This is a genomic window from Pseudomonas sp. G.S.17 (assembly GCF_038096165.1).
GTDB lineage: Bacteria > Pseudomonadota > Gammaproteobacteria > Pseudomonadales > Pseudomonadaceae > Aquipseudomonas.
The window spans coordinates 2,361,697-2,385,744 of sequence record NZ_CP151076.1 but is presented as its reverse complement, the minus strand read 5'-3'; the positions used below and the strand labels follow the sequence as shown (position 1 = coordinate 2,385,744).

The window sequence follows — 24,048 nt, the reverse complement described above, 5'->3', positions numbered from 1 at the left end:
AGCTACCAGCTTTCCCCCAGCCCCAGCAGGCCGAGAATCTGTTTGCGCAGATCGACCAGATAAGGGTCATCCCGATGGCGTGGATACGGGCGCTCGATGGTCAGTTGCGCCTTGATACTGGCCGGGCGGTCGCTGAACACGATGACCCGGTTGGCCAACAGCAACGCCTCTTCCACGTCATGGGTGACCAGCAACGCCGTGTAGCCCTGACGTTGCCACAGATCGATCAGCTCTTTCTGCATGGTGATGCGGGTCAGAGAATCCAGCTTGCCCAACGGCTCGTCGAGAATCAGCAGGCGTGGTTCGTTGACCAGCGCCCGCGCCAATGCCACCCGCTGTGCCATGCCGCCGGACAATTGCCGGGGATAAGCGCGGCCGAACTCACTCAAACCGACTTTGGCCAGCGCGGCATCGACTTTGGCCCGATGCGTCTTGAGCAACCCCTGAGCCTGCAAGCCCAGCGCGACGTTGTCCCAGACCCGCCGCCACGGGTACAGCGTCGGGTCCTGAAACACCACGACCCGACTCGGATCAGGCCCGGTGATTGGCTCGCCGTCGGCCAGCAGCGCGCCGGAATCAGCAGGCTCCAGCCCGGCGACCAGGCGCAGCAAGGTCGACTTGCCGCAGCCGGATGGTCCCAGCAAGGCGACGAATTCACCAGGGGCAACATCGATGGAGACTTTTTCCAGTACGGGCAGACGTTGGCCGTCCAGGGCGAAACCGTGGCTGAGGTGTTCAATGCGCAGGGCCAATCCGGCCGTTTGTGTAGCCGTTGTATCGAAAGCTGCCGCTACCATTTCATGGCTCCTTGCTGCCAGGCCAACAGGCGATCACGAATCAGGAACAGACCGGAAATCAGCCCCGAACAGGCCAGCGCCATGATCAGCAGCGCGGCATACATGTTGGCGTAAGCCGCCCAGCCTTGCGCCCATTGCAGATACCAGCCGATGCCGGATTTGACGCCCATCATTTCCGCCACCACCAGCGTCGAAAACGATGCGCCCAGACCCATGAACAGGCCGACGAACACGTGGGGCAGCGCTGCGGGAATCGCCACGTTGAAAATCAGGAAACCCGGCTTGGCGCCCAAAGTCCGCGCTACGTCGTAGTAAGCCTTGTCGACACTGGCGACGCCGGACCAGGTCAGCACCGTGACCGGAAACCAGGTGGCCAGTGCAATCAGAAACACGCTTGCGCTCCAACTGGTCGGGAACAGGAAGAAACACAGCGGCAGCAACGCCGTGGACGGCACCGGGCCGAGAATCCGCAGCACCGGATGCAACCAGTAGCCAATGCTGGTGGACCAACCGATGGCCACGCCAGCGACAAAGCCGGTCGCCGCACCGAGGGCAACGCCAGTGCCGAGCAACACCGCCGAATGCAGCAGGCTGTCGCCCAGCCGTGACCAATCCTCGACATACACATCAAGCAGCGCTTGCGGCGGCGCGAAAAAAGGCACCGGCAACACGCCCAGCTTGGCGGTGAGCAATTCCCAGATACCCAGCAGAATTGGCAAAGCAATCAGCCAGGCCCCGGCAGGTTTGACCCGGCGCGAAACGGCCGGCAACCAGCGTCCGACAATCCCCGCCAGCCCGATCAGCGCGGCGACCACCAGACACAGATTGGCCAGGCCTTGAGTCATCGGCCAGTTGCGCGTGGCATTGGGCATGTAGACGATCAGTGCAGCGACCGCGATCCAGGCCGCGACGGCCACTGCGCCTTGCACCCAGATACGTGCCGGAGCACGCACTGGCGAATCGACCCGGGAAATTGCTTCAGCTGAAGACATCGGCGGTGATCTCCTTGGCAAACGCCTTGGCATCGGTGCTTTGGCGAATGACCTCAACGGTCTGCAAATCCGTCACGTAGGTGACGATCTCCTGAGTCAAGGTCGCGCCAACCGCGTGGTGGCCGTGGGTGTGGTCGTGCAGGATCGCTTCGACTTCCTCGGTAGACGTGTTCAGCGCATAGGCCTGGAAGCCTTTGGCGACCACTGCGGGATTTTTCACTGAATAGTCATGGGCTTCGAGAATCGCCTGGGTCAGCGCCGCAGCCACGCGCTTGTCTTCACGCACCAGCCTGCCGGTCACGCCGACCACGCAGCAACTGAGATTGGCGTATTCCTCAACCAGGTTGGTCGACAGCTCCCGCGCCTGGCCGGACTTGATCAAGCGATACATGAACGGGTCACTGCCGCTCACGGCCTGCACTTCGCCACGCTCCAGCGCGCTGCCGAGCAGATCCGCCGGATACAGCCGCCACTCGACGTCACGTACCGGATCGACACCGTGCTTTTTCAGCAGGATGGAGAAGAAATTGCGATCCGGGCTGGCCATGTCGGTCACACCGATGGCCTTGCCCTTGAGGTCTTCGAGCTTGTTGACGGTGCCGTTAGCGGCACTGAGCAAACGCAGGCAGCCGCCATGGGTACCGGCCGTGAGCTTGACATCGAAGCCCTGCTCCAGCGCCTTGAGCCAGCGCAACGCCATGCCAATCCCGGCATCGGCCTTGCCGGTGGCGATGGCTTCGAGCAGCACTTCGGTGGAGTTGCCGAAATTGACCAGCTCTACATCGAGATTGTGCTTCTTGAAGAAACCCTGACCGTGAGCAATCACTACCGGCGCCAGACACACCGCATTGAGGTTGATTGCCAGCTTGAGGGCGCGCGGTTCGGCAAGCTTGATGAACTCGCCGGTTCCGGCAGGCTCGGCACCGATGTCAGCCTGATGCCCGGCATGCTCGTCCACGGCCCAGGCGGAACGCGGCAGGGAAGCCAGCAACGGGCTGGCCAGTGCGACACTGGCCAGGCCCAGCAGACGACGACGGGTCAAATGATCAAATGCTGTCATGCGGTGTTTCCTTGAGAAGTGATGAGGTCAGGCCGTCATCTGAAAATCCTTTTAATAACTTTTCTCAAGGTTCCAGTGACTGGTTAAAACCATATCACCGGTAAAAACATTCCGAAAATGCATTTAACTTCTAAACTAATATGCAAACAGTCTATTGATCGTCGGGCACGCCGAGCGAGCCGTCGCCCAGGGCCCGCTGCATGAGGACAGTGTCGACCCAGCGCCCGTGCTTGAAACCCACCGCTTCGAATACACCGACCCGCCGAAAACCCATCCGTTCGTGCAAGCGAATCGACGCGATGTTCTCGCTATTGCCAATCACCGCGATCATTTGCCGCCAGCCGCCGCGCACACAATGTTCGATAACTTCGGCCAGCAACGCCTGACCAATGCCCTGCCCGCCCATGCCATCTTTGATGTAAACCGAGTCCTCGGCGGTAAAACGGTAGGCCGGTCGCGGTCGGTATAAAGTGGCATAGCCATAACCGACGACTTCGCCGTCCAGCTCTGCAATCAGATAGGGCAACCGCCGAGACAGGATTTCCGCGCGGCGGCGCAGCATTTCTTCCAGACTGGGCGCCTCCAGTTCGAAGCTGGCGAGGCCGGTCAGCACGTGTTGCGCATAAATAGCCTGTACGGCAGGCATGTCATCCTCACGCGCGTCGCGCAAGGTCAGGGCTGGGTTCATGGTCAGGTCTCACAAGGGAAAGGTCGCTCCAACAACGAATCGAATTCTATCTGTAGGAGGCAACTTGTAGGCGAAGTAATGTCTCCGTCTCTTTATTCTGGCGCCGCGCTTCGAATCGAGTGGCACCAACAGCATTCGCGGTGCGGCTTATCCAGGTTCCGTCCTGACGGCCGGGTCCATTTTGTTACGGCAAAATAGACGAAAACCATGTGCGCTGACGTCCGGCCCGACTTCGTCGGGTTTGGCGGTGTCGGCAAGATAGCGGCACGGAAAACAAAAAACAAAGCACAGGGCAAGGGCTGAACGCCGATTCCGTTGGAGCGAGGCTTGCCCGCGAATCAGCCGGAGGATCGACCGTAGGAGCGACCGTAGGAGCGACTTCAGTCGCGAGCCGCTCAACTGCCTCCCGGCTAAAGCCGGTCCTACAACGATTCGCGGGCAAGCCTCCAACACGGAGCAGAGCATCTTCACCGTTGACTCGATTGCCGAGCCAGCCGCCTGGAAGTAATCTGCTTCCCTGATCCCCGTAGGACAAACACCATGCAGTTCCTGCCGTTACTGGAAGCGTCTCCATCCATCAAGGCCCAGGTGCGCAACCTGCGCAACCAGCTCGCGGTGCGCAGTTTCATGTACAGCGATCATGAAATCAGCGAATCGGAGCACGCTACGTGGCTGCAATCGCTTGAAGGCAATCCACGCCAGTCGGTATTTGTGCTGCTGATCGATGGTCTTGCCTGCGGGGTCGTGGCGTTGAATGCCATCAACACCACACACCGCAGCGCCGACTGGGCTTTTTATCTGGACAGCACGCTGCAAGGCAAAGGCGTTGGTAGCCGGGTCGAGTTCTGGCTGCTGGATCACGCCTTTAATACGGCAGGCCTGGAGAAGCTCAATTGCGAGGTGCTGGCGACCAATCAGGCGGTGATCCGCCTGCACCAGAAGTTCGGTTTCAGTATCGAAGGCGTGCGTCGTCAGAACGTCATCAAGAACGACGAACGTATTGATGTGGTATTGCTGGGCATCACCCGCGACGAATGGACTGCGCAGCGCCCAAAAATGCTCGATGTGATGCAAAGGTTGATGCGCTAAGGTTTACCTTGGCCTCGCGAACACTGCGGGCTGTACAGACTGTGTAGGAGCCAACTTGTTGGCGAGGCATTGGCTGGCTTCATCCGCATCGCCGGTTGCGAACTCCGGCTGCTAGTTGTACGATGACTGTCAACTTTTTCGCTTCATCTACCGTGCTGGCAGCCTGTTTATCCGGCGCAGTGCGGTCGGCAGATGTCTAAAACAGGCAACACGCCCGATCAAACCCGCAAATATTTTTGCCAAACAACTCTTTACCTATAACAACAGGAGACACAGATGCCTAATGTTCTCGGCCACAACTTCATCGCAGGTGCCCGCAGCGCCCTTGGCGAGCCGCAACACAAAAGTCTCGACGCCACCACTGGCGAAGCGCTGCCATTCAGTTTTTATCAAGCCACCGACGCGGAAATCGATGCGGCAGCCCTGGCTGCGCAAGCTGCGTTTCCTGAATACCGTCAGCTGAGCCCGGCCCGTCGTGCAGAATTTCTTGAAGCCATCGCTGATGAGCTGGATGCGCTCGGCGATGATTTCGTTGCTATCGTTTGCCAGGAAACCGCACTGCCAGCAGGGCGTATCCAGGGCGAGCGCGGTCGCACCAGCGGCCAGATGCGTCTGTTCGCCAAAGTCCTGCGTCGCGGTGACTACCTCGGTGCGCGCATCGACCTGGCCCTGCCGGATCGCAAGCCGTTGCCGCGTACCGATCTGCGTCAGTACCGCATTGGCGTAGGCCCGGTTGCCGTGTTCGGCGCCAGCAACTTCCCGTTGGCCTTCTCCACCGCTGGCGGCGACACCGCGTCGGCGCTGGCCGCCGGTTGCCCGGTCGTGTTCAAGGCGCACAGCGGCCACATGGCGACTGCTGATCTGGTGGGCTGCGCAATCATCCGCGCTGCCGAAAAAACCAACATGCCTAAAGGCGTGTTCAACATGATTTTCGGCAACGGCGTCGGCGAAGGTCTGGTCAAGCATCCGGCCATTCAGGCGGTGGGCTTCACCGGCTCCCTGGGCGGCGGCAATGCGCTGTGCAAAATGGCTGCGGAACGTCCGCAACCGATTCCAGTGTTCGCGGAAATGTCCAGCATCAACCCGGTGGTTCTGCTGCCGCAAGCTCTGTCCGCTCGCGGCGAAACCGTGGCCAAGGAACTTGCCGCTTCGGTGGTCATGGGCGCAGGTCAGTTCTGCACCAACCCGGGCGTCGTGATCGGCGTCAGCTCGCCTGCCTTCACCGCGTTCCTTGAGCAGCTCAAGGAACAAATGGGCGGCCAGCCAGCACAAACCATGCTCAATGCTGGCGGTCTGCGCAGCTACAGCAAAGGCGTCGAGCATCTGTTGTCGCACCCTGGCATTACTCACCTGGCCGGCAAGCCGCAGGAAGGTAAACAGGCTCAGGCGCAACTGTTCAAGGCTGATATCAGCTTGCTGCTCAATGGCGACGAACTGTTGCAGGAAGAAGTTTTCGGCCCAACCACGCTGGTGATTGAAGCGGCTGACGACGCCCAGCTGAAAAGCGCGCTGCAAGCGTTGCGCGGCCAGCTCACCGCCACCCTGATCGGCGAACCGGCTGATCTTGAGCAGTACCAATGGCTGGTGCCGGTGCTGGAAGAGAAAGTTGGCCGTATCCTGGTCAACGGCTACCCGACGGGCGTTGAAGTCTGTGAGGCCATGGTCCATGGCGGTCCATACCCGGCGACTTCCGATTCGCGCGGCACTTCGGTCGGCACCCTGGCGATCGATCGCTTCCTGCGTCCGGTCTGCTACCAGAACTACCCGGATGCCCTGCTTCCGGCAGCGTTGCAAAACGCTAACCCACTGGGCCTCAAGCGTCTGGTGAACAGCGAGTGGAGCGATCAGCCCATCGCTTAAGCACTGACTTCGGTCAGATAAAACGGCGCGGCCCTCAAGCCGCGCCGTTTTTTTATGCCCCACGCAAACCCATCAGAACGGGCTTGCGGTAGGCCGCACGATAATTTCGCTGACGTCCACATCTGCCGGTTGTTCGATTGCGTAAGCGATGACGCCCGCACCGCGGACTTGGTTGCGCAGTACACCGCTGCCGTGGGCGATATCGCGTAGGCACCAATCGACGCGATGTTGATGAACTGACCCGAACGTTGCTGCTGCATGATCGGCAAAGCAGCCGCGATGCCATGCAGCACGCCACGAATGTTGACGTCGATCATCTGGTTCCACTCCTGAACCTTGAGTGCTTCCAGTTTTGAAAGGGGCTGACGCCGGTCCCACAAAAAATGAACTCACGCTGCTGCCCCTCCTCGAACCTGAGAGACAGGCATTCGCCCTTCCCTCCTCAAGAGGTAGCGTCATGGACATGAAAAAACTTGCCACACACGTCAAAGCCGGCGAAATCCACGAGATTCAGCTGGTGACCATGGAAGGCGGTTCGTATGTGATTCACGCGGTGATGCAGGGCTCTTCGCATCCGGTGCAGGACGGCCACGGCGACACCTTTCACGTCGCCTCGGTAGACGAGGCGCGTAAATATCTGGCGGCGGTACCGGAAGTGCCGCTGTATCTGGTGCATCCGACCGTTTATGACGAGATGGTGGGCCAGGCCGACAGCGATGCCGTGCCCACCCGCGAGCCGATTCCGTTTCGCTCAAGCCTGTGACGGCTGACCCAGCACGGAGCTCATGCGGACACTGGTGAGCTCGTCGCGTAACTCTTCGATAAGCGTCAGTACGACGTCATGGCTCTTGAGCTGGTCGACGGCGATACCCGTCACGACCAGATCGACCCGGCCGCTGTCGCGATCATAAATACGCACCATCAGTGAGCCATCCGGGCTGACAGTGCTGTCGCACGCCATAGGCTCGAAACTGTGTTCGATGAGTTGGCGCACCTGGGCCAGGTACGTCACGAACGGCGGCCTGCGTTGATCATGTATCTGAGCATTTGCAAGTTTTCCCCTGCGGCGGTTCGAAAAAGGACCGTCAGGTTATAAACAATGCAATGAATTAAACAGACTAATTTGCACCTGTCGCGTTAGTACATTCGCACCAACACGTCAGAACTACTTACGTTTATCAGAGGAAAACAGCGCCCGTTTACGCGCCCAGATAATCGCCTCCGAACGACTGTGCAGGCCCAGCTTCGAGTACATGGTGGCCACGTGATTTCGCACGGTATTGGGTGCCAGCTTGAGTCGCAAGGCGATTTCCTTATCGGCCAAGCCTTCGCAGATCAAGCCCAGCACATCCTTTTCCCTAGCCGTCAGGTCAACCAGTGACGTGCCCGGCAGCTCGGGCCGTTTGACGCTTTTGGCGCTGGCCAGCTTGTCGATCAGCGTGCGGGTAAACCACGACGCATCCTGCATGACCTCTTCAATCGCGCTGACCAATTCGGTTTCCGAGCGCTTGCGTTCGGTAATGTCCATCAGCACCAGCAGGTAGCAAGTGGCGTCCTGAATACTGACCGTGTCCGCCGAAGCGACGCAGTCGATAATTTCCCCGTCTTTCCTGCGCACTTTCAGATCCATGCCCTCAATGCGCCCGGACTTTTCCAGAGCCTGCAACAGCTGGGCGCAAGTGGCCTTGCCGGCCAGGAAGTCGATTTCCGTGAGCGACCGTCCGGTGACTTCCTCGCCATTGAAGCCGGTGGTTTTCAGGAAGGCATCGTTGACTTCCAGCACCTGCTGAAGGTCCGCGCTGCACACCAGAGTCGGCACCGGGCTCAGGCGAAACGCCTTGGCAAAGCGTTCTTCGCTCTGGCGCAAGGCGATTTCGATCTTGCGCCGTGGCTCCAGATCCATGAACGAGAACAGCATGCAGTCCTCTTCGTTGATATCCAGCGGCTGGCCGGCGACGATAACCAGCTTGTTGCCGCCGTCAGGCAATTTCAAATCGGCCTGCATTTGCGGGATGGTGAGGCCGTCGTTGAGGCGCTGGATCGCCAGATCCTTGCGCTCGGCGTTTTCCAGCACGTCCACTTCATAGACTGAACGGCCGATCACTTGCTCACGGCTGTAACCGGTCATTTCCAGAAAGCCCTGGTTGACCTTGATATAGCGCAGGTCACTGAGGCGACAGATGACCGCAGGCGCCGGATTGGCATTGAACGTCCTCTCGAAGCGCTGCTCTGCGCTGGCCCATTCCGTGGCATCGGTCATGATCAGCGCCAGCAGTTCCGGCTTGCCGTTGCCGCCGTTGAGAATCATGCTGCGCACCCGGTGCACCCAGTATTTCTCTTCGTCGTCCCTGGCTCGTACTTCCACCACCATGTCACTGAACGTCTCGCCGGCTGCGACCCGGTTGATGGGATAGTGCTTTTGAGCCAGCGTCTTGCTGTCGCGATAGCGCAGGGAAAAACGCGACGCGTAATCGCTGGCGTCAGTACCCAACTGTCCGACCTTGGCCACGCCGTGCATTGCCAAGGCTGCTTGATTGGCCCAGACGATGGTCTTGTCCAACTCGATCAACAGCACGCCATCGGACAGACCGGAGATGATCTCCTGCAACTGTCGACGATTGGTTTCGCTCTCCAGAACGGCCTGACTCATTGCGTCTCCTTGAATAGTCATCTTTCGTGGCTGGCAGCCAGCCTCTGCCACGGTTGGACCTGCGTGCCCCATCACGAATTCCACGAGACTGGTAACCCGATGCAAAAAACCTGTAAGCGCGGTGGACACTTGGAAACCGGCGCGGTCAAACCCTGGATTCACCCGTCAGGCACAGCGACAAGGCTGTGGAAGCCGCACTGCCGAGCACCTGAAATCGCTTGTCTCGCCGCTGCCATCCCCTTCACACCTGAGTAGATTCAATGCCTGCATTCGACCCGTCAACGGCCATCTGGATGGTGGTCGCCCTGGCCACCTGTGGCGTCATTCTGCGTCCGTGGCGCGTGCCGGAATTTGTCTGGGCCATGGGCGGAGCCATTCTGCTGACGGTATCAGGACTGATCCCGGCCCACGCCGCGCTGCACGCCGTCGGCGAAGGTCTGGATGTTTATCTGTTCCTGATCGGCATGATGGTACTGGCCGAACTGGCCCGCCAACAGGGGCTTTTCGACTGGCTCGCGATGTACGCGGCGCAACATGCTCGCGGTTCGGGGCAGCGCTTGTTCGACCTGGTGTTTCTGGTCGGCACGCTGGTGACGGTATTTCTCTCCAACGACGCAACGGCGGTGGTCTTGACGCCTGCGGTGTACGCGGCGGCGCGGGCAGCCAAAGCCGAACCGCTGCCGTATCTATTCGTCTGCGCGTTTATCGCCAACGCAGCGAGCTTCGTCCTGCCGATTTCCAATCCGGCCAATCTGGTGATCTTCGGCAGCCACATGCCGCCGTTGCTGACCTGGCTCTGGCATTTCACCTTGCCGTCGATTGCCGCCATCGGCCTGACGTATCTGGTGCTGCGTTTCACCCAACGCGCCCATTTGCGCCAGCCGCTGGAAACCACCATCACCCTGCAACCGCTGTCCAGCGGCGCGCGCCTGACTGCGTTTGGCATCGTGTTGACCGGGATTGTGCTGCTCAGCGCCTCGGCGCTGGGCGTTCAGCTTGGATTGCCGACGTTTTGCGCCGGTATCGCCACAGCAGGCTTGATTCACATACGCCAGCGACTGAGCCCGTTACCGGTGCTCAAAGGTGTGTCGTGGGGCGTACTGCCCTTGGTGGCCGGGCTGTTTGTGCTGGTGGAAGCACTTGCGCAGACCGGGCTGATCGATCATCTGGCCCATGCGCTGCAAACCCTGGCGGAACGCTCCAGCGTTCAGGCCATCTGGGGCGCCGGGGTGCTGGTGGCGATTGCCAGCAACCTGATCAACAACCTGCCCGCCGGATTGATCGCCGGGTCGATGGGCAACATCGCGCAGCTGCCCACGGAAGTCACCAGCGCGTTGCTGATCGGCGTGGATCTGGGCCCCAATCTGTCGATCACCGGTTCGCTGGCGACCTTGCTCTGGCTGGTCGCGGTGCGCCGTGAGGGCGAGAACGTCAGCGCCTTCACTTTTCTGCGGCTGGGCATTCTGGTGATGCCGCCCGCCTTGATTGGCGCGCTGGCGGCGTTGTCGATCACGACGGGCTGACCGTCCAGACTCCGCGTTGTCGCGCAGCAAACACCTTCACCCGTTGGGGCGAGGCTTGCCCGCGAAGAACGATGACGCGGTAGCGCTGGGTCACCGAGGCGTTTGATTCGCGGGCAAGCCTCGCTCCAACAAGTATTCCAATTCAAGACGGATCGAGCGACTCCACGCCCATTTCGTCCCAGACTTCTTCGGCCAGATGAAACGTGGCATTGGCCGCTGGAATGCCGCAGTAGATCGCGCTTTGCATCAGCACTTCCTTGATCTCGTCGCGGGTCACGCCGTTGTTTTTCGCCGCCTTGAGGTGCAGGCGCAGTTCACCCTCGCGGTTCATGCCGATCAACATGGCGATGGTCACCAGGCTTCGGGTGTGAAGTGGCAAACCCGGCCGGGTCCAGATGTCACCCCAGGCATGGCGGGTGATCATTTCCTGAAATTCTTCATTGAATGGCGTGAGTTTCTTCAGGCTGTTGTCGACGTGGGTATCGCCCAACACCGCGCGACGCACTTGCATGCCCGCTTCGTAACGTTGTTTCTCGTCCATTCTGTCCTCCGGTTTCAAGCTGTTAGAAAGGCCAGCACACGCTCACTGAACGCGGCGGAGGCTTCGACACTGGAAAGGTGTGCCGCATTTAACTCGACGTATTGCGCATCGGTAATCTGCTCGACCAGATAGCGCCCGTCGGCAGGCGTGGTGACTGGATCATGAGCGCCACTGACCACCAGCACCGGCTGCGCGATCGCGCCCAGCTGCGGGCGGAAATCCGCGTCACGCACTGCCGCGCAATTGGCCGCGTAACCCTGGGGCGACGTCTGCGCAAGCATGTTCACCAAGGTCTCGACCTGTTGGGGCTGCGCCGCAACAAATTCGGGGGTGAACCAGCGTGCGATGGTCGCTTCGCGCAGCGCCTGCATCCCCGCAACACCGTCACGCAATACGCCTTCAATGCGCGGATTCCAGATCTCCGGGCTGCCGATTTTCGCCGCGGTGTTGCACAGCACAACATGCTTGAATCGTTCAGCTGCGTTGATGGCCAGCCATTGGCCAATCAACCCGCCCATGGACAAGCCGCAGAACGAGACCTGCTCCAGTTGCAGTGCATCCAGCAGCGCCAACACGTCGCGGCCATTCTGCTCGATACTGTATGGACCTTCGCTCACCAGCGATTGGCCATGCCCGCGCGTGTCGTAACGCAAGACCTGGAAATGCTCGATGAACGCCGGAATCTGCGCGTCCCACATGTGCAGATCGGTGCCCAGCGAATTGCAAAGCAGCAGTACCGGCGCGCCTTGTGGACCGTCGAGCTGGTAATGCAGATCGCCGTCGGTGAGGTGAATGAAAGGCATTGGAGGCTCCTTCAGGTTTCGAATGGAATAAAGGTGCTGTAGGAGCCAACTTGTTGGCGAGCCTTGGATTGCCTCGCCAACAAGTTGGCTCCTACAGAGGTTTCAGTGCTTCATGCTCCGCCACCGCCCGTTCAACCCAACGTCCGGCCTGACCCAGATAATTGGCGGGGTCGAGCAGATGATCCAGTTCAGTGCTGGACAGCTCGGCGCTGACTTGCGGATGTTGCCCCAGCACCTGACGCAGATGCGTGCCCTGTTCCACCGCGCTGCGACAGCATTGTTCGATCAGGTGATGGGCGGCATCGCGACCCAGACGCTTGGCCAGCGCGATGCTCACCGCCTCGGCCAGCACCAGGCCTTTGGTCGAATCGAGGTTTTCCAGCATCCGCGCTGCGTCAACGTCCAGTTCCGGAATGACTTGCAAGGCGTGCTGCAACGAGCCGGAAACCAGACAGCACAGTTCCGGCAGGGTTTCCCATTCGGCATGCCACAGGCCCAGACTGCGCTCGTGCTCCTGGGCCATGGCGGCAAGCATCGTGGCGACCAGTCCCGGCGCGCGCACCGAGGCACCGATCATCACTGCCGCGCCAACCGGATTGCGCTTGTGCGGCATGGTCGAGGAACCGCCCTTGCCCGCCGCTGCCGGTTCGAACAGCTCGCCGACTTCGGTTTGCATCAACAGGCTGATATCCCGACCGATCTTGCCCAGGCTGCCAGCGATCATGCCCAGCAGGCTGGCGAACTCCACCAGACGGTCGCGATGGGTGTGCCAGGGTTGCTCGGGCAGCGTCAATTGCAGCTCCCGCGCCAAGGCCTCGGCCACGGCAAAACCCTGCTCGCCCAGCGCCGCAAGCGTGCCGGATGCGCCGCCAAATTGCAGGCTCAGCAGGCGCGGCTTGATTTCCATCAGGCGCTGGCGATGCCGCGTCACGGCGCCCAGCCAACCGGCGATCTTCATGCCCAGTGTCACCGGCGTCGCCTGCTGCAACCAGGTGCGCCCGGCCAGCGGCGTTAGCGCATAGCGTCGTGCCTGTTGCGCCAGAGCGTCCGCCAATTTGCCCAGATCGATTTCCAGCAGTTGCAGCGCTTGACGCAGCTGCAGGATCAGGCCGCTGTCCATGGAGTCCTGACTGGTGGCGCCCATGTGCACGTAACGCTCGGCGACGGGATTGCGCGCGGCGATCTTCTTGCCCAGCGCCTTGACCAACGGGATTGCCGAGTTGCCGGCATTGCCCACGGCAATCGCCAGTTCATTGAAGTCGAACAGCTCGGCGCGGCAGGCGGCTTCGATGTCCGCGACCACTTCAGCCGGGATCAACCCGATACTGGCCTGGGCCCGAGCCAGTGCCGCTTCGAAATCGAGCATGCCCTGCAGCCGCCCCTGATCAGTGAAAACTTTGCCCATGGCCGGCTGGGTGAAGTACGCGTCGAAAAGCTGATTCACTTATGTGTTCCTTCTATCAGGTGGCGTCCGAGTGGCTGACCCAGCCTTTGATCAATACGGCAATCGCCGCCAGCGCCGCAGGCACCACCAACGCCGTCAGCACTTGTTCGAAATTCCAGCCCAGGCCCAGCAAGGTAGCGCCGGCCCATGCGCCGAGAATCGCGCCGAAACGGCCAATCCCCAGCATCCAGGAAACGCCCGTCGCGCGGCCTTGTGTGGGATAGAAACGCGCCGCCAGTGACGGCATGGCCGATTGCGCGCCGTTGATACACATCCCGGCCAGCAGCACCAAGGTTGCCAATACCGCGACATTACCCAGGCTTTGACCCACCAGCCAGGCGAAGATCCCGGCCAGAAAATAAGCGACGCCAATCACTTTGTGCGGGTTGAATTTGTCCATGGCCCAGCCCACGCCGACTGCGCTCAACACTCCGCCGAACTGAAACAGCGCGCCGATGAACGCCGATTGTTCCATGCTCGCGCCGCTGTCGCGCATCAGGGTCGGCAGCCAGCTGGTCAGCAGGTAGACGATCACCAGACCCATGAAATAGGTCAGCCACAGCAGCAAAGTGCCCGCGCTGTAAGTACCGGAGAACACCACTTTGAGGACATTGCGGCTGCGCACGGTTTTCTGTTCGGGCACGCTGAAGTCCCTGGCGTTGGCCACTTCCAGCGGCGAGATCGGCGCCAGCACCTTGCGAATACGCTCCACGCCGCGATTGCGTACCACCAGGAACCGCGCCGATTCCGGCAGCCAGAACAACAGCACCACGGTCAGCAACAGCGGCAGGATTCCGCCGAGCATCAGCAGGCTATGCCAGCCCAGCGCCGGGATCAGTTTGGCGGAGATAAATCCACCGCAGGCCATGCCCAGATTGAAGCCGCAGAACATGCTGGTCACCAGCAGCGACTTGAGTCGTTCCGGGGTGTACTCCGAAAGCAGCGTCGTCGCATTGGGCATGGCCGCGCCCAGGCCGACGCCGGTCAGCAGACGCAGGATCAGCAATTGGTCGATGTTGCTGCTATAGGCCGACAACAGGCTGAAGACGCCGAACACAAACACCGCCACAACCAGCACGACCTTGCGGCCGAAGCGGTCGGCCAATGGCCCCGAACCCAATGCGCCAAAGACCATGCCGATCAGCGCAGCGCTCATCACCGGGCCCAGGCTCGCGCGGTTGATGCCCCAGTCCACGCTCAATGCGGGCGCGATAAAACCCATGGCCGCAGTATCCAGGCCATCGAGGAACACAATCAGAAAACACAACGCGACCACTCGCCATTGGTAGCGGGACAGGGGTTGGGCATTGATGAACGCCTGCACGTCGAGCGTGCCGGCCTCCGGGAAGCGAGCCGAAAGTGTCATGGTTTTTCCTTTTATTATTATTGGGGTCGACCGCTGCAGCGGGCGCCCTATGCACGCGTTTCCTACATAACTGGAGCCGGATCAGAAATCGAAGAACACCGTTTCGTCCTCGCCCTGCACCCGAATATCAAACTGATAAGCCAACTTGCCGTCGATGCTGCACCGCTTGGCGATCAGGGTTTCCCGGCGCGCCGGTTGCTCGATCAGGTTCAGTACCGGATCAATCGCGTTGGCCTGGGCTTCATCGTCGAAGTACAGCCGGGTTTGCAAATGGATGTTGATGCCTCGGGCAAACAGCGACACGTTGATGTGCGCCGCCATGGGCGTACCGGCGGCATTGAGCACGATGCCCGGCTTGATGGTGTTCAGCAGCCACTGACCATCCTCGCCGGTGGCAGTACGACCAAAACAGTTGAAGGCTTTATGCGGATCATAAATCGGGTCGTAGATGCCTTGGTGATCGGCCTGCCAGAACTCCAGAAAGGCATCGCGAATCAAGTGGCCGTTGCCATCGTAGACGTTGCCCACCAGCACGATATGTTCCCCAGGCGCGTCGGCCGTGGCCATTTCATGGGCGATTTCCAGATCCCGGGGCGGGTTGCCGGCGGCTTCCAGCGCCAGGCCGATATGCACGTAAGGGCCGGCGGTTTGCGAAGGGGTTTCAGGCAAAAGTTGAACGGGCATGCTCGTGCCTCCTCAGCGGTTTTCGAAGTGCGTGCTGCGCTGGCCGCGCAGGACGATGTCAAAGCGATAAGCCAGGCAATCCATGGGATTGGCCATGCCCATGTCGAGCCGGGCGATCAGGCTTTGCACAGCTTCCGGGTTGGCGATGGACTTGACGATCGGGCACAGCGGGATCAGCGGATCGCCTTCGAAATACAGCTGGGTAATCAATCGCGTGGCAATCGACGGGCCGCTGACCGATACGTGGATATGCGCCGGCCGCCAGTCATTGGGGCCGTTGCGCCACGGATAAGGGCCAGGCTTCACGGTGCGAAAACTGTAGTTGCCGTCACGATCGGTCAGGGCGCGACCGACGCCGCCAAAGTTAGGATCAATGGGCGCCAGATAAGCATCGCGCTTGTGACGATAACGCCCGCCCGCGTTGGCCTGCCAGATCTCCACCAGGGTGTGTGGCACGGGTTTGCCGTATTGATCGCAGACCCGACCGGCAAGGATGATGCGCTCGCCAATCGGCAAGCCGCCACGGTTGAAGTTCAGCAGCAGATCGTTGTCATGCACGCCAAAGTTCAGGTGGGAAAAATCGGGGCCGGTGGCTTCGGAAACGGACTGCGGAATGCTCACCAGCGCTTGTTTTGGCGAGCGCAGGATCGAGGTCTTGTAATCGGGGGTCAAGGCTTTGGGGTGCCAGTTTCGGTCACGTATGACAAAACGGCTGCTGTCTGCTTCAGACATCGGGTTCTCCCTGGTTTTTATGAGGAGTTTTAAGTGGCGACATGACCGCTGAGGACGATGCACCGGGCTGTAGCGCAGTGTCCCTTGCCCTGAACGAAACCGAAATTGAATAAAATGACGCGATCCATATCCAGATGGTTATGGATGCGCGTCTTTGCCGTAGTCGTCACCCACTTCCCGCAACACATCCACGCACCACTGCGCCGCCCGGGAAAGGGGCAGCGCCGGATTGCTGCAAATGCCCACCGAGCCGCCGGGTTCACGGATGCCCAGTTCCAGCTCGCTCAGCTCGCCGCTGTTCAGGTCTTGTTGTACGGCATCGAATGGCGCGATCCAGATCGCATCGCTGCACTGCACGTAGCGGCGGCTCAAGGTCAGCGACAAGGTTTCCAGACGCTGGCGCGGCGGGCTGATGCCGTATTGCACGAACAGGCTGTCGGCGAATTTGCGAATGGTGGTCCCGGCCAATGGCAGGACCATGGGGAAGTTTTCCAGGCTTTCGCGCTTGACCACGCCGTGCAGCAACGGATGGTCGCGGCGCACCACCAGGGTCATGGACTCGCTGTACAAGTGCTCAAAGGTCAGGCCCTGAATCAACGGGCTGTCGGTCATGCGTCCGACCACCAGATCCAGCTCGCCAACCCGCAACTGCGACAGCAGATAGGCGCTCGGCCCGGTCATCACGCTGACGATCAGCGCCGGATGCCGGGCGTGCAGACGACACACCACTTCCGGCACCAGCTGGCTTTCGACGGTCGACAGCACACCCAGGCGCGCGGTCACCGGCTCATGTTCGCCGGAACGCAGGCTGTTCACCCCTTCCCGCAAGGACTGCACGCTCGGTCCGGCGAAGCGCAAAAAGGCCACCCCCGCCTCGGTCAACGCCGCACCGCTTTTACTGCGCAGGAACAACTGCGTCGCCAGCAGGGTTTCCAGCTCCTTGAGGGTCTTGGACAGCGCTGGCTGACTGATCGCCAGTTGGTCTGAAGCCCGGGCCAGACTGCCTTGGCGGGCAACTTCAAGAAAACACACCAGATGGCGAAACTTGATTCGGGTATCGATATTCAACGCAGTATTCGCCTTCGAGAGAAAGCATCCGCTCAACGCTGGATGCGAAAGTGCTTGGGTGACTGACCGGTGCAACGCTTGAAAAACCGCGAAAAATAAGCCGGTTCGGAAAACCCCAGACGGTCGGATACCTGATTGATGGTCAACGTGGTGTAGACCAGGTCGCGCTTGGCTTCCAGCAGCAAGCGTTGATTGATGATCTGCAAAGCCGATTGTTCGGTCAGTCGCCGACACAAGGCATTCAGATACGCGGCGCTGATGCCCAGTTGCTCGGCGTAACGCTCGATAGGCCAATGTTCGCGAAAGTGCACCCCGACGGTGCGAGTGAAGGCCTGCAAATGCTCTCGCCCGCGCTCCCGGGATCGCAGGTCCAGCGGCGCATGCTCAAGACTGCGCCGACCCAGCCAGATGGACAGCATGGTGATCAGGGATTGCAGCATCGAATCGCGTCCGGGCTTGTGCTGTGAATATTCATCGATAATCGCGGCAAACAGCGTATCCAGCTGTTGCCGTTGTTCGCTCTGCACGGCATGGCAGGCAGCGACGGCCAGTACCGGAGCATCCAGCGCTGCATTCAGCTGGTCAGCCAAGGGTTGCGCCAGGCTGAGAATATAGCCCTGGATGTCTGCGGAAAAACTGAAGCGATGCACGCTCAACGCCGGGATGACTTGCAGCGCAGCCGACTCCACGTGGCCAACGACATCTTCCACATACAACGTCGCCGCCCCGGATTGCACATAAAGCAGCTGCACCAGATCGCTGTGGGCATGAGAGCGAATTTCCCAGTCATGCAGCTTGCTGCGCTCCGGAATCGACTCGCAATGAATCAGGTCCGGCGTGGGCCAGGCGCTGGTTTCGCCGTAAAGCTTGAAGACCGGTACAGCCGCTGCGGACGGTTTGCTCATGCCGCCTCCGTTGACAAGCGCTATGAAAAATCCATGAAAAGCAGCGAATAATGTCTTCAATCCCCACGTTTTGCCACCAAAAATACAGGACACAAAAATAACAGCGTCTCGCAAGGACCAACCCAATGAAAACTCAAGTCGCCATTATTGGCGGCGGGCCGTCCGGCCTGCTGCTCGGACAACTGCTGCAACGTGCCGGCATCGACAACGTCATCGTCGAGCGCAAGAACCCCGATTACATCCTGTCCCGAATTCGCGCCGGGGTGCTGGAACAAGGCATGGTCGACCTGCTGCGCGAAGCTGGCGTCGCTGAACGCATGGATCAGCACGGCATGGTTCACGAAGGTTTCCAGATAGCGTTTGCTGATCGCTGCGAACGCATCGACCTCAAACACCTGACGGGCGGCAAAACCGTCATGGTCTATGGCCAGACCGAAGTGACCCGCGACCTGATGGACGCCCGCGCCGAATCCGGGGCCGTCACGTTCTACAACGCAGAAAACGTCCAGCCCCACGGCATGCAGACCGATGCACCGTTCCTGACCTTCGAGCATGACGGCCAAAGCCTGCGCCTGGACTGCGATTACATTGCCGGTTGCGACGGTTTCCATGGGGTTTCCCGGCAGTCGATTCCTGCCGAGAGCCTGGAGGTCTTCGAGCGGGTCTATCCCTTCGGCTGGCTCGGCGTACTCGCCGACACCCCGCCAGTCGATCACGAATTGATTTACGCGCGCCACGCACGCGGCTTCGCCTTGTGCAGCATGCGCTCAGCCACCCGCACTCGTTACTACGTGCAGGTGGATGCCGGGGAAAAAGTCGAAGACTGGTCCGACGAGCGCTTTTGGCAAGAGCTCAAGAGCCGCCTGCCAACGCCCGTTGCCGAACGCCTGATCACCGGGCCGTCGATTGAAAAAAGCATCGCACCGCTGCGCAGTTTTGTCGTCGAACCCATGCAATACGGGCGCCTGTTTCTGCTCGGCGACGCGGCGCATATCGTGCCGCCCACCGGCGCCAAAGGTCTGAACCTGGCGGCCAGCGACGTCAGTACGCTGTACCGCATCCTGCTCAAGGTCTACCGGGAAAACCGCACCGACTTGCTGGAACGCTACTCGCAGATCTGTTTGCGGCGCATCTGGAAAGCCGAGCGTTTTTCCTGGTGGATGACTTCAATGCTGCACAGTTTCCCCGACCACGACACCTTCAGTCAGCGCATTGCGCAAACCGAACTGGATTACTTCGTGGGCTCGGAAGCCGGGCGCAGGACGATTGCGGAAAATTATGTCGGCCTGCCCTACGAAGAGATCGACTGAAGCGGCTGCTACAGAACGGCATTGAAAATCAAGCAAAAATCTCGAAATTTGTGGCTGCTCATTTCCTGACCATCGCCCGAAACGCCCGGCCCGCTGGGCTTTCACATTCTTATCCACAGACATACCCCCACTTTCCGTGGACAACTTTATTCACACGTTCAACAAAAGATTTGCGGGCCCTGTCAAGGGTATTGCTGCAAAAGAGTGCGACCGACCCCGTTTCGAGTTCAATAGTTAACCAGGATCATTTCACTGCCAAATCATTCCGGCCGACTGTACCGCAACCAGACGCCACCGCCACTTTGTACCTCCGCCGAAACCAGCTTGAGGTAGGTCGGCTGGGTCCATGCTTCAGTACTCACTTCGAAAGATGCCGGATGCTCGCCGCGACCGTCGATCAACGGCAGGATCAGCACGCTGACCTCATCCACCAGTCCCGAATTGACGAACGCACCGCTGACATGCGGACCGCCTTCGACAACCAGGCGTTTGCTGCCCAGTTCCCGGGAAAGCGTTTCGACGACGTAGGCCAGATCGATGTCGATCTTGCCGCCAAACATGTAGGACACCTGAATGCTTTGCAGGTATGCCAGGTAATCGTCGGCCACGGTTTCGGCAACCACTTCGACCACATGGGAACCCAGCGCCTGATTGGTTTTCCAGGCGACTTTGCCATGGGGATCAATGGACACGGCGTAGCTGGAAGCATTGCGATCAGCGAAATAGTCCGTGCGCGGAATTGGCGACAGGTTCAAGCCACGCGGGTAATCATCGCCATGGGCGATTTCCTGCATGGTCACGCGACCGCAGATCCAGGTATCAAAGTTGAAGGTTTTCGCCAACGCCTCATAAAGGTCGCCAGCGGCTTTCTTGAACGGGCGTTCCCAGCCGTCGGTCAGGGCGTGACCGTCGATGGACGACATCATGTGGCAGATAACATAGGGCTTCATGGTTCAGGCTCCGGGCATTATTCAGTGATTCGCCAAACGGCGACGCTGTAATACCGACCCGACCTCGCAACCGATAGTTCGCAGCTTCAAGGCTGAGTGCTGCTCCCCGGTGGCCCGCCCGCCAGCCGACGCAGGAGATGCTGCGCGTCTGGCTGATTTCAACATATTGCGCTTATTTGCAGGGAATTCGAGCCCGCTTTGGTTAGGCCGATGCCAGTACATTAACGTTGCAGGGTGCCGCAGAGCGACCTGAGAACAAGCAAAAAATCGCCTCCAACACCTGCCAACCACTGGGAGTCCTTCATGACAACATTCGGTATCCGAGCATTCAAACTTGCCAGTCTGGCGATTTTGACCAGCAGCGCCAGCCTGGCATTCGCAGAAGACATCACCTTCGTTTCCCAAGGCGGGGCTTATCAGGAGGCGCAGAGCAAGGCGATCCTGGAACCGGCAGCGAAAAAGCTTGGCCTGACCTTGAAACAGGACAGCTCACCCAAGGCCTACCCGATCATCAAGACCCAGGTGGAAAGCGGCAAAGTCACCTGGGATGTCGTCGACCTGCCCACCGGCGACTGCATTCGCGGCGAGCAGGAAGGCCTGTTCGAAAAGCTCGACCTGGCGTTGATCCCCAATGCCGCGCAATTGCCGGCGGAAGTCAAAGACGACTACAGCGTCGGCTACATCAGTTACTCCACGGTGCTGGCGTATCGCACCGACGCCTTCAAGGGTAAAGCGGCACCCAAAACCTGGGCGGATTTCTGGGACACCAAGAAATTCCCCGGCCAGCGCTCACTGCGCAACCTGCCGCGCCCTACTCTGGAAATCGCCTTGATGGCCGATGGCGTTGCCCCGGACAAACTGTATCCGCTGGACGTTGAGCGCGCGTTCAAGAAGCTGGAAGAAATCAAACCGCACATCGCCACCTGGTGGACTTCCGGCGGTCAGTCGGCGCAGCTGATCAGCGACGGCGAAGTGGACATGATTCAGGCGTGGAACGGGCGCATCACTGCGGTACAGGCTGATGGCGCACCGGTTGCCTTCGATTACAACCAGGGCGTACTGGAAACCAACTCGCTGTGCGTGCTCAAGGGCTCGCCACACAAGACCGCTGCCATGAAGTTCGTCAACGAAGCCATTGATGCGAAGTTGCAGGCCGCGTTGCCGATGATCATCGATTACGGCCCGCTCAACCCGGAAGCGTTCAAGACCGGCACCATCCCCGCCGAGCGCGCCGCAAAACTGCCGTCGGCCCCGGAAAACATGTCTCGCCAGGCTCTGCTCTCGGCCAAATGGTGGGCATCCCAGGATGGCGTGAAAGCCGAAGAACGCTGGTTGGCGTTTGTGCAGAAGAAGTAAACCACGGCGCACCCGCTCACGATTGAACTGTAGGACCGGCTTTAGCCGGGAGGGCGACGGTCCTGACGACGGACCTGCCTCGAATGGATTGACCTCCTCCCGGCTAAAGCCGGTCCTACAAAATGCATTCCAATCCGATTCCAGCCGCAAGCCCCGGTGTAGACGGCCCAACGCAGGACATGCCGTCAGCCGACCCGATTACGCAATAAAGCGCTTCGCCACCGGGGATTTGTAGCCGCTTCATCCGCCGTCATCTCGGTACATTACAGGCTGCATGGTCCCGCAGAGCGACCGAGAATCACATGCACGCTTTCAGAACCTGCCCCTTCTTCGGGAGTCCTCCACATGACAACACCCAAGCACTGCGCACTTCAGGACGGAGGCCGATATGTCCAATGCCTATCTCGCTAAAACCCTGCCTGGCTCCGATGATCAGCCGCAGCCGCCCATGACCACCACTCAGGCGCTGGCCCGGGAAGAACGCAAAGAAAACACCTCGATGCTGCTTCTGCTTGCACCCGCGCTGTTCATGGTCGTGGTGCTGCTGATCCTGCCGATGTGCTGGCTGGCATTCCAGTCCGTGCAGACTGAGGAAGGTTTCTCGCTGGCCAACTACGTGCGGATCTTTGAGGAGCGCATTTACTGGGACACCTTCGCCCTGACGTTCAAGATCAGCTTTATGGTGACCATCCTTTCGATCGTGCTGGGTTTCCCCATCGCCTACGCCGCTTCCCGGCTGCACGGTTTCTGGGCCAATCTGATTCTGGTCTGCGTGATCATCCCGTTCTGGACCAGCGTGCTGGTGCGGTCCTATGCCTGGCTGGTGCTGCTGCAACGACGCGGCCTGGTCAATCAGACTCTGATGGACCTGGGCATCATCGATCAGCCGCTGAACCTGATGCATAACACCACAGGCACGGTGATCGGCACGCTGCACGTCATGCTGCCGTTCATGGTCCTGCCGCTGTATTCGGTAATGAAAAAGATCCCGCAAGACTTGCTGCAAGCCTCGGAAAGTCTCGGCGCCAAGCCGTTCTACACCTTCCGCCGGGTATTCCTGCCCATGGCCGCGCCGGGGATCATGGCCGGTTCGATTCTGGTGTTCGTGATCTGCCTGGGCTTCTTCATCACGCCGGAATTGCTTGGCGGCGGTCGCACGATTCTGGTGTCGATGCTGGTGCAGCGCAACGTCGAGCTGTATCACGCCTGGGGCGCCGCCAGCGCGGTCGGTCTGGTGCTGCTGTTTGTGGTGTTCCTGATTTTCTGGGGCATCAATCGCTTCATTCCTATCGAACGCATTCTGGGAGCGCGCTAAATGAAACTCCTTGCCAACCTGCGCCATGTGAAGCTTTCCCAGGTGCTGTTCACGCTGCTGGTCGCCGCGATCCTGCTGTACCTGATCATCCCGGTATTGATCGTGGTGCCGATGTCGTTTTCCGAAGCGCGCTTTCTGCAATTCCCGCCCAAGCAGTGGTCGTTTCGCTGGTATGAAGCGTTCTTTAACAGCGCCGAATGGATGTCCGCCGCCAAGGTCAGCCTGATCACCGCGACGGCGACCATGGTCGTCAGCCTGCCGGTGGGCATGGCTGCCGCCTACGCCATCAACAGTTCGAGCCTGCGGGTGATTCGCACCCTGCAGATCATTCTGCTGTTGCCGATGATGGTGCCGATCATCCTGATCGCTGCCGGGGTGTTCTTTGTGTATGCGCGGGTCGGGCTGATCAGCACGCTGACCGGGCTGGTGCTGGCGCACATCATGCTCGCCCTGCCCTACGTGATCATCGCCTTGCTGGCCGGGCTGCGAAACTTTGACATGTCCCAGGAAATGGTCGCCCGCAGCCTGGGCATGAATCGCTTTCGCGCGTTCATGGCCGTGACCTTGCCGCAGATCAAACCGAGCCTGGTGTCGGCCACGCTGTTCGCGTTCATCACCTCGCTGGATGAAACCGTGGTGGCGCTGTTCATTTCCGGTGGCGACAACCAGACCCTGACCAAGCGCATGTTCACCGCCCTGCGCGATGAAATCGACCCGACGATTGCGGCGATCAGTTCGCTGCTGATTCTGGCGTCGCTGCTGCTGGTGGTGATTGCCGGGCGCAACAAGTCATAGAACGGGCCCGGCCAATTGTGCCGCCAACGCAACGAATTCGGCATTTGCACTTCATTCCAGCGCCTATCTCGGCATCGGGCGCTGGCTGGACATTTTTACAATGAGTCCATCGTCCGGACC

The 24,048-nt window shown here is 60.0% G+C and carries 23 protein-coding genes and 1 pseudogene; 8 read left to right on the top strand and 16 right to left on the bottom strand.

All coding sequences use genetic code 11. From position 1 onward, the window contains the following. Positions 1-2: 2 nt before the first annotated feature. The 4 genes from AABC73_RS11045 to AABC73_RS11030 form a co-directional block, all read right to left on the bottom strand. Entirely contained in the window at positions 3-797 is a 795-nt protein-coding gene (locus tag AABC73_RS11045) for an ABC transporter ATP-binding protein (protein WP_341523597.1), read from the bottom strand. After that, positions 791-1,789: an ABC transporter permease subunit gene (locus tag AABC73_RS11040; RefSeq protein WP_341523596.1), complete on the bottom strand. Its 999-nt coding sequence runs from the start codon at positions 1,787-1,789 to the stop codon at positions 791-793. Before AABC73_RS11040 ends, AABC73_RS11045 begins: the two co-directional genes overlap by 7 nt. Then, positions 1,776-2,849 (bottom strand): ABC transporter substrate-binding protein, encoded by a 1,074-nt coding sequence (locus tag AABC73_RS11035; protein WP_341523595.1) that lies wholly within the window; start codon positions 2,847-2,849, stop codon positions 1,776-1,778. The genes AABC73_RS11040 and AABC73_RS11035 overlap by 14 nt, the downstream gene beginning before the upstream one ends. Before the next feature lie 151 nt (positions 2,850-3,000). Next, a complete protein-coding gene (locus tag AABC73_RS11030) occupies positions 3,001-3,537 on the bottom strand; it encodes an N-acetyltransferase family protein (protein ID WP_341523594.1) in 537 nt (178 codons plus the stop codon). A 540-nt stretch (positions 3,538-4,077) separates the two neighbouring features. Here AABC73_RS11030 and pseH point away from each other — a divergent pair. Continuing rightward, positions 4,078-4,626 carry a UDP-4-amino-4,6-dideoxy-N-acetyl-beta-L-altrosamine N-acetyltransferase gene (gene pseH, locus AABC73_RS11025; protein WP_341523593.1) on the top strand — a complete coding sequence of 183 codons (549 nt, stop codon included), beginning with the start codon at positions 4,078-4,080 and terminating at the stop codon, positions 4,624-4,626. 276 nt (positions 4,627-4,902) lie between these two features. Beyond that, complete coding sequence (locus tag AABC73_RS11020) at positions 4,903-6,486, top strand: aldehyde dehydrogenase (NADP(+)) (protein WP_020289721.1); 1,584 nt, start codon at positions 4,903-4,905, stop codon at positions 6,484-6,486. A gap of 72 nt (positions 6,487-6,558) precedes the next feature. Here AABC73_RS11020 and AABC73_RS11015 read toward each other — a convergent pair. After that, a pseudogene (locus tag AABC73_RS11015) lies at positions 6,559-6,848 on the bottom strand (SDR family NAD(P)-dependent oxidoreductase); the annotation flags it as partial. A gap of 95 nt (positions 6,849-6,943) precedes the next feature. On the opposite strand from AABC73_RS11015, the gene AABC73_RS11010 reads away from it, so the two are divergent. Continuing rightward, positions 6,944-7,249 carry a DUF6482 family protein gene (locus tag AABC73_RS11010; protein WP_341523592.1) on the top strand — a complete coding sequence of 102 codons (306 nt, stop codon included), beginning with the start codon at positions 6,944-6,946 and terminating at the stop codon, positions 7,247-7,249. Here the strand turns inward: AABC73_RS11010 and AABC73_RS11005 are convergent. Both AABC73_RS11005 and AABC73_RS11000 read right to left on the bottom strand, forming a co-directional pair. Next, positions 7,238-7,498 carry a DUF1652 domain-containing protein gene (locus AABC73_RS11005; RefSeq protein ID WP_341523591.1) on the bottom strand — a complete coding sequence of 87 codons (261 nt, stop codon included), beginning with the start codon at positions 7,496-7,498 and terminating at the stop codon, positions 7,238-7,240. The two genes, AABC73_RS11010 and AABC73_RS11005, sit on opposite strands and share 12 nt — an antisense overlap. Before the next feature lie 153 nt (positions 7,499-7,651). Beyond that, the gene (locus AABC73_RS11000) at positions 7,652-9,136 is read right to left on the bottom strand and encodes a helix-turn-helix transcriptional regulator (RefSeq protein WP_341523590.1); all 1,485 of its coding nucleotides are present in this window, start codon (positions 9,134-9,136) and stop codon (positions 7,652-7,654) included. A gap of 260 nt (positions 9,137-9,396) precedes the next feature. Here AABC73_RS11000 and AABC73_RS10995 point away from each other — a divergent pair, with 260 nt between their 5' ends. Continuing rightward, a complete protein-coding gene (locus tag AABC73_RS10995; RefSeq protein WP_341523589.1) occupies positions 9,397-10,659 on the top strand; it encodes an arsenic transporter in 1,263 nt (420 codons plus the stop codon). Between the two features lie 142 nt (positions 10,660-10,801). Here the strand turns inward: AABC73_RS10995 and pcaC are convergent, their stop codons facing one another. The 8 genes from pcaC to AABC73_RS10955 form a co-directional block, all read right to left on the bottom strand. After that, a complete protein-coding gene (gene pcaC / locus AABC73_RS10990) occupies positions 10,802-11,200 on the bottom strand; it encodes a 4-carboxymuconolactone decarboxylase (protein ID WP_341523588.1) in 399 nt (132 codons plus the stop codon). 14 nt (positions 11,201-11,214) lie between these two features. Beyond that, positions 11,215-12,003, bottom strand: coding sequence for a 3-oxoadipate enol-lactonase (gene pcaD, locus AABC73_RS10985; RefSeq protein ID WP_341523587.1), 789 nt, complete (start codon positions 12,001-12,003; stop codon positions 11,215-11,217). Positions 12,004-12,094: 91 nt separating this feature from the next. Then, a complete protein-coding gene (locus AABC73_RS10980) occupies positions 12,095-13,447 on the bottom strand; it encodes a 3-carboxy-cis,cis-muconate cycloisomerase (RefSeq protein WP_341523586.1) in 1,353 nt (450 codons plus the stop codon). 16 nt (positions 13,448-13,463) lie between these two features. Continuing rightward, the gene (locus AABC73_RS10975; protein ID WP_341523585.1) at positions 13,464-14,813 is read right to left on the bottom strand and encodes an MFS transporter; all 1,350 of its coding nucleotides are present in this window, start codon (positions 14,811-14,813) and stop codon (positions 13,464-13,466) included. 81 nt (positions 14,814-14,894) lie between these two features. Beyond that, positions 14,895-15,497: a protocatechuate 3,4-dioxygenase subunit alpha gene (gene pcaG / locus AABC73_RS10970; RefSeq protein WP_341523584.1), complete on the bottom strand. Its 603-nt coding sequence runs from the start codon at positions 15,495-15,497 to the stop codon at positions 14,895-14,897. 12 nt (positions 15,498-15,509) lie between these two features. Then, the gene (gene pcaH, locus AABC73_RS10965) at positions 15,510-16,229 is read right to left on the bottom strand and encodes a protocatechuate 3,4-dioxygenase subunit beta (protein WP_341523583.1); all 720 of its coding nucleotides are present in this window, start codon (positions 16,227-16,229) and stop codon (positions 15,510-15,512) included. 138 nt (positions 16,230-16,367) lie between these two features. Next, positions 16,368-17,297: a pca operon transcription factor PcaQ gene (gene pcaQ / locus AABC73_RS10960; protein WP_341523582.1), complete on the bottom strand. Its 930-nt coding sequence runs from the start codon at positions 17,295-17,297 to the stop codon at positions 16,368-16,370. A 32-nt stretch (positions 17,298-17,329) separates the two neighbouring features. Then, positions 17,330-18,202, bottom strand: a complete 873-nt coding sequence (locus tag AABC73_RS10955) for a helix-turn-helix domain-containing protein (RefSeq protein ID WP_341523581.1) — start codon at positions 18,200-18,202, stop codon at positions 17,330-17,332. 125 nt (positions 18,203-18,327) lie between these two features. Here AABC73_RS10955 and pobA point away from each other — a divergent pair, with 125 nt between their 5' ends. Then, entirely contained in the window at positions 18,328-19,512 is a 1,185-nt protein-coding gene (gene pobA / locus AABC73_RS10950; RefSeq protein ID WP_341523580.1) for a 4-hydroxybenzoate 3-monooxygenase, read from the top strand. A 260-nt stretch (positions 19,513-19,772) separates the two neighbouring features. On the opposite strand, the gene AABC73_RS10945 is transcribed toward pobA, so the two are convergent. Further along, positions 19,773-20,462, bottom strand: a complete 690-nt coding sequence (locus tag AABC73_RS10945) for a dihydrofolate reductase family protein (protein WP_341523579.1) — start codon at positions 20,460-20,462, stop codon at positions 19,773-19,775. 303 nt (positions 20,463-20,765) lie between these two features. Between AABC73_RS10945 and AABC73_RS10940 the strand changes: the two genes are divergently transcribed. The 3 genes from AABC73_RS10940 (at position 20,766) to AABC73_RS10930 (ending at position 23,928) form a co-directional block, all read left to right on the top strand. After that, a complete protein-coding gene (locus AABC73_RS10940; protein ID WP_341523578.1) occupies positions 20,766-21,818 on the top strand; it encodes an ABC transporter substrate-binding protein in 1,053 nt (350 codons plus the stop codon). Between the two features lie 388 nt (positions 21,819-22,206). After that, positions 22,207-23,133, top strand: coding sequence for an ABC transporter permease (locus tag AABC73_RS10935; RefSeq protein ID WP_341523577.1), 927 nt, complete (start codon positions 22,207-22,209; stop codon positions 23,131-23,133). Continuing rightward, positions 23,134-23,928 (top strand): ABC transporter permease, encoded by a 795-nt coding sequence (locus AABC73_RS10930; RefSeq protein ID WP_020289701.1) that lies wholly within the window; start codon positions 23,134-23,136, stop codon positions 23,926-23,928. It begins immediately after the preceding gene. Positions 23,929-24,048 lie beyond the last annotated feature (120 nt).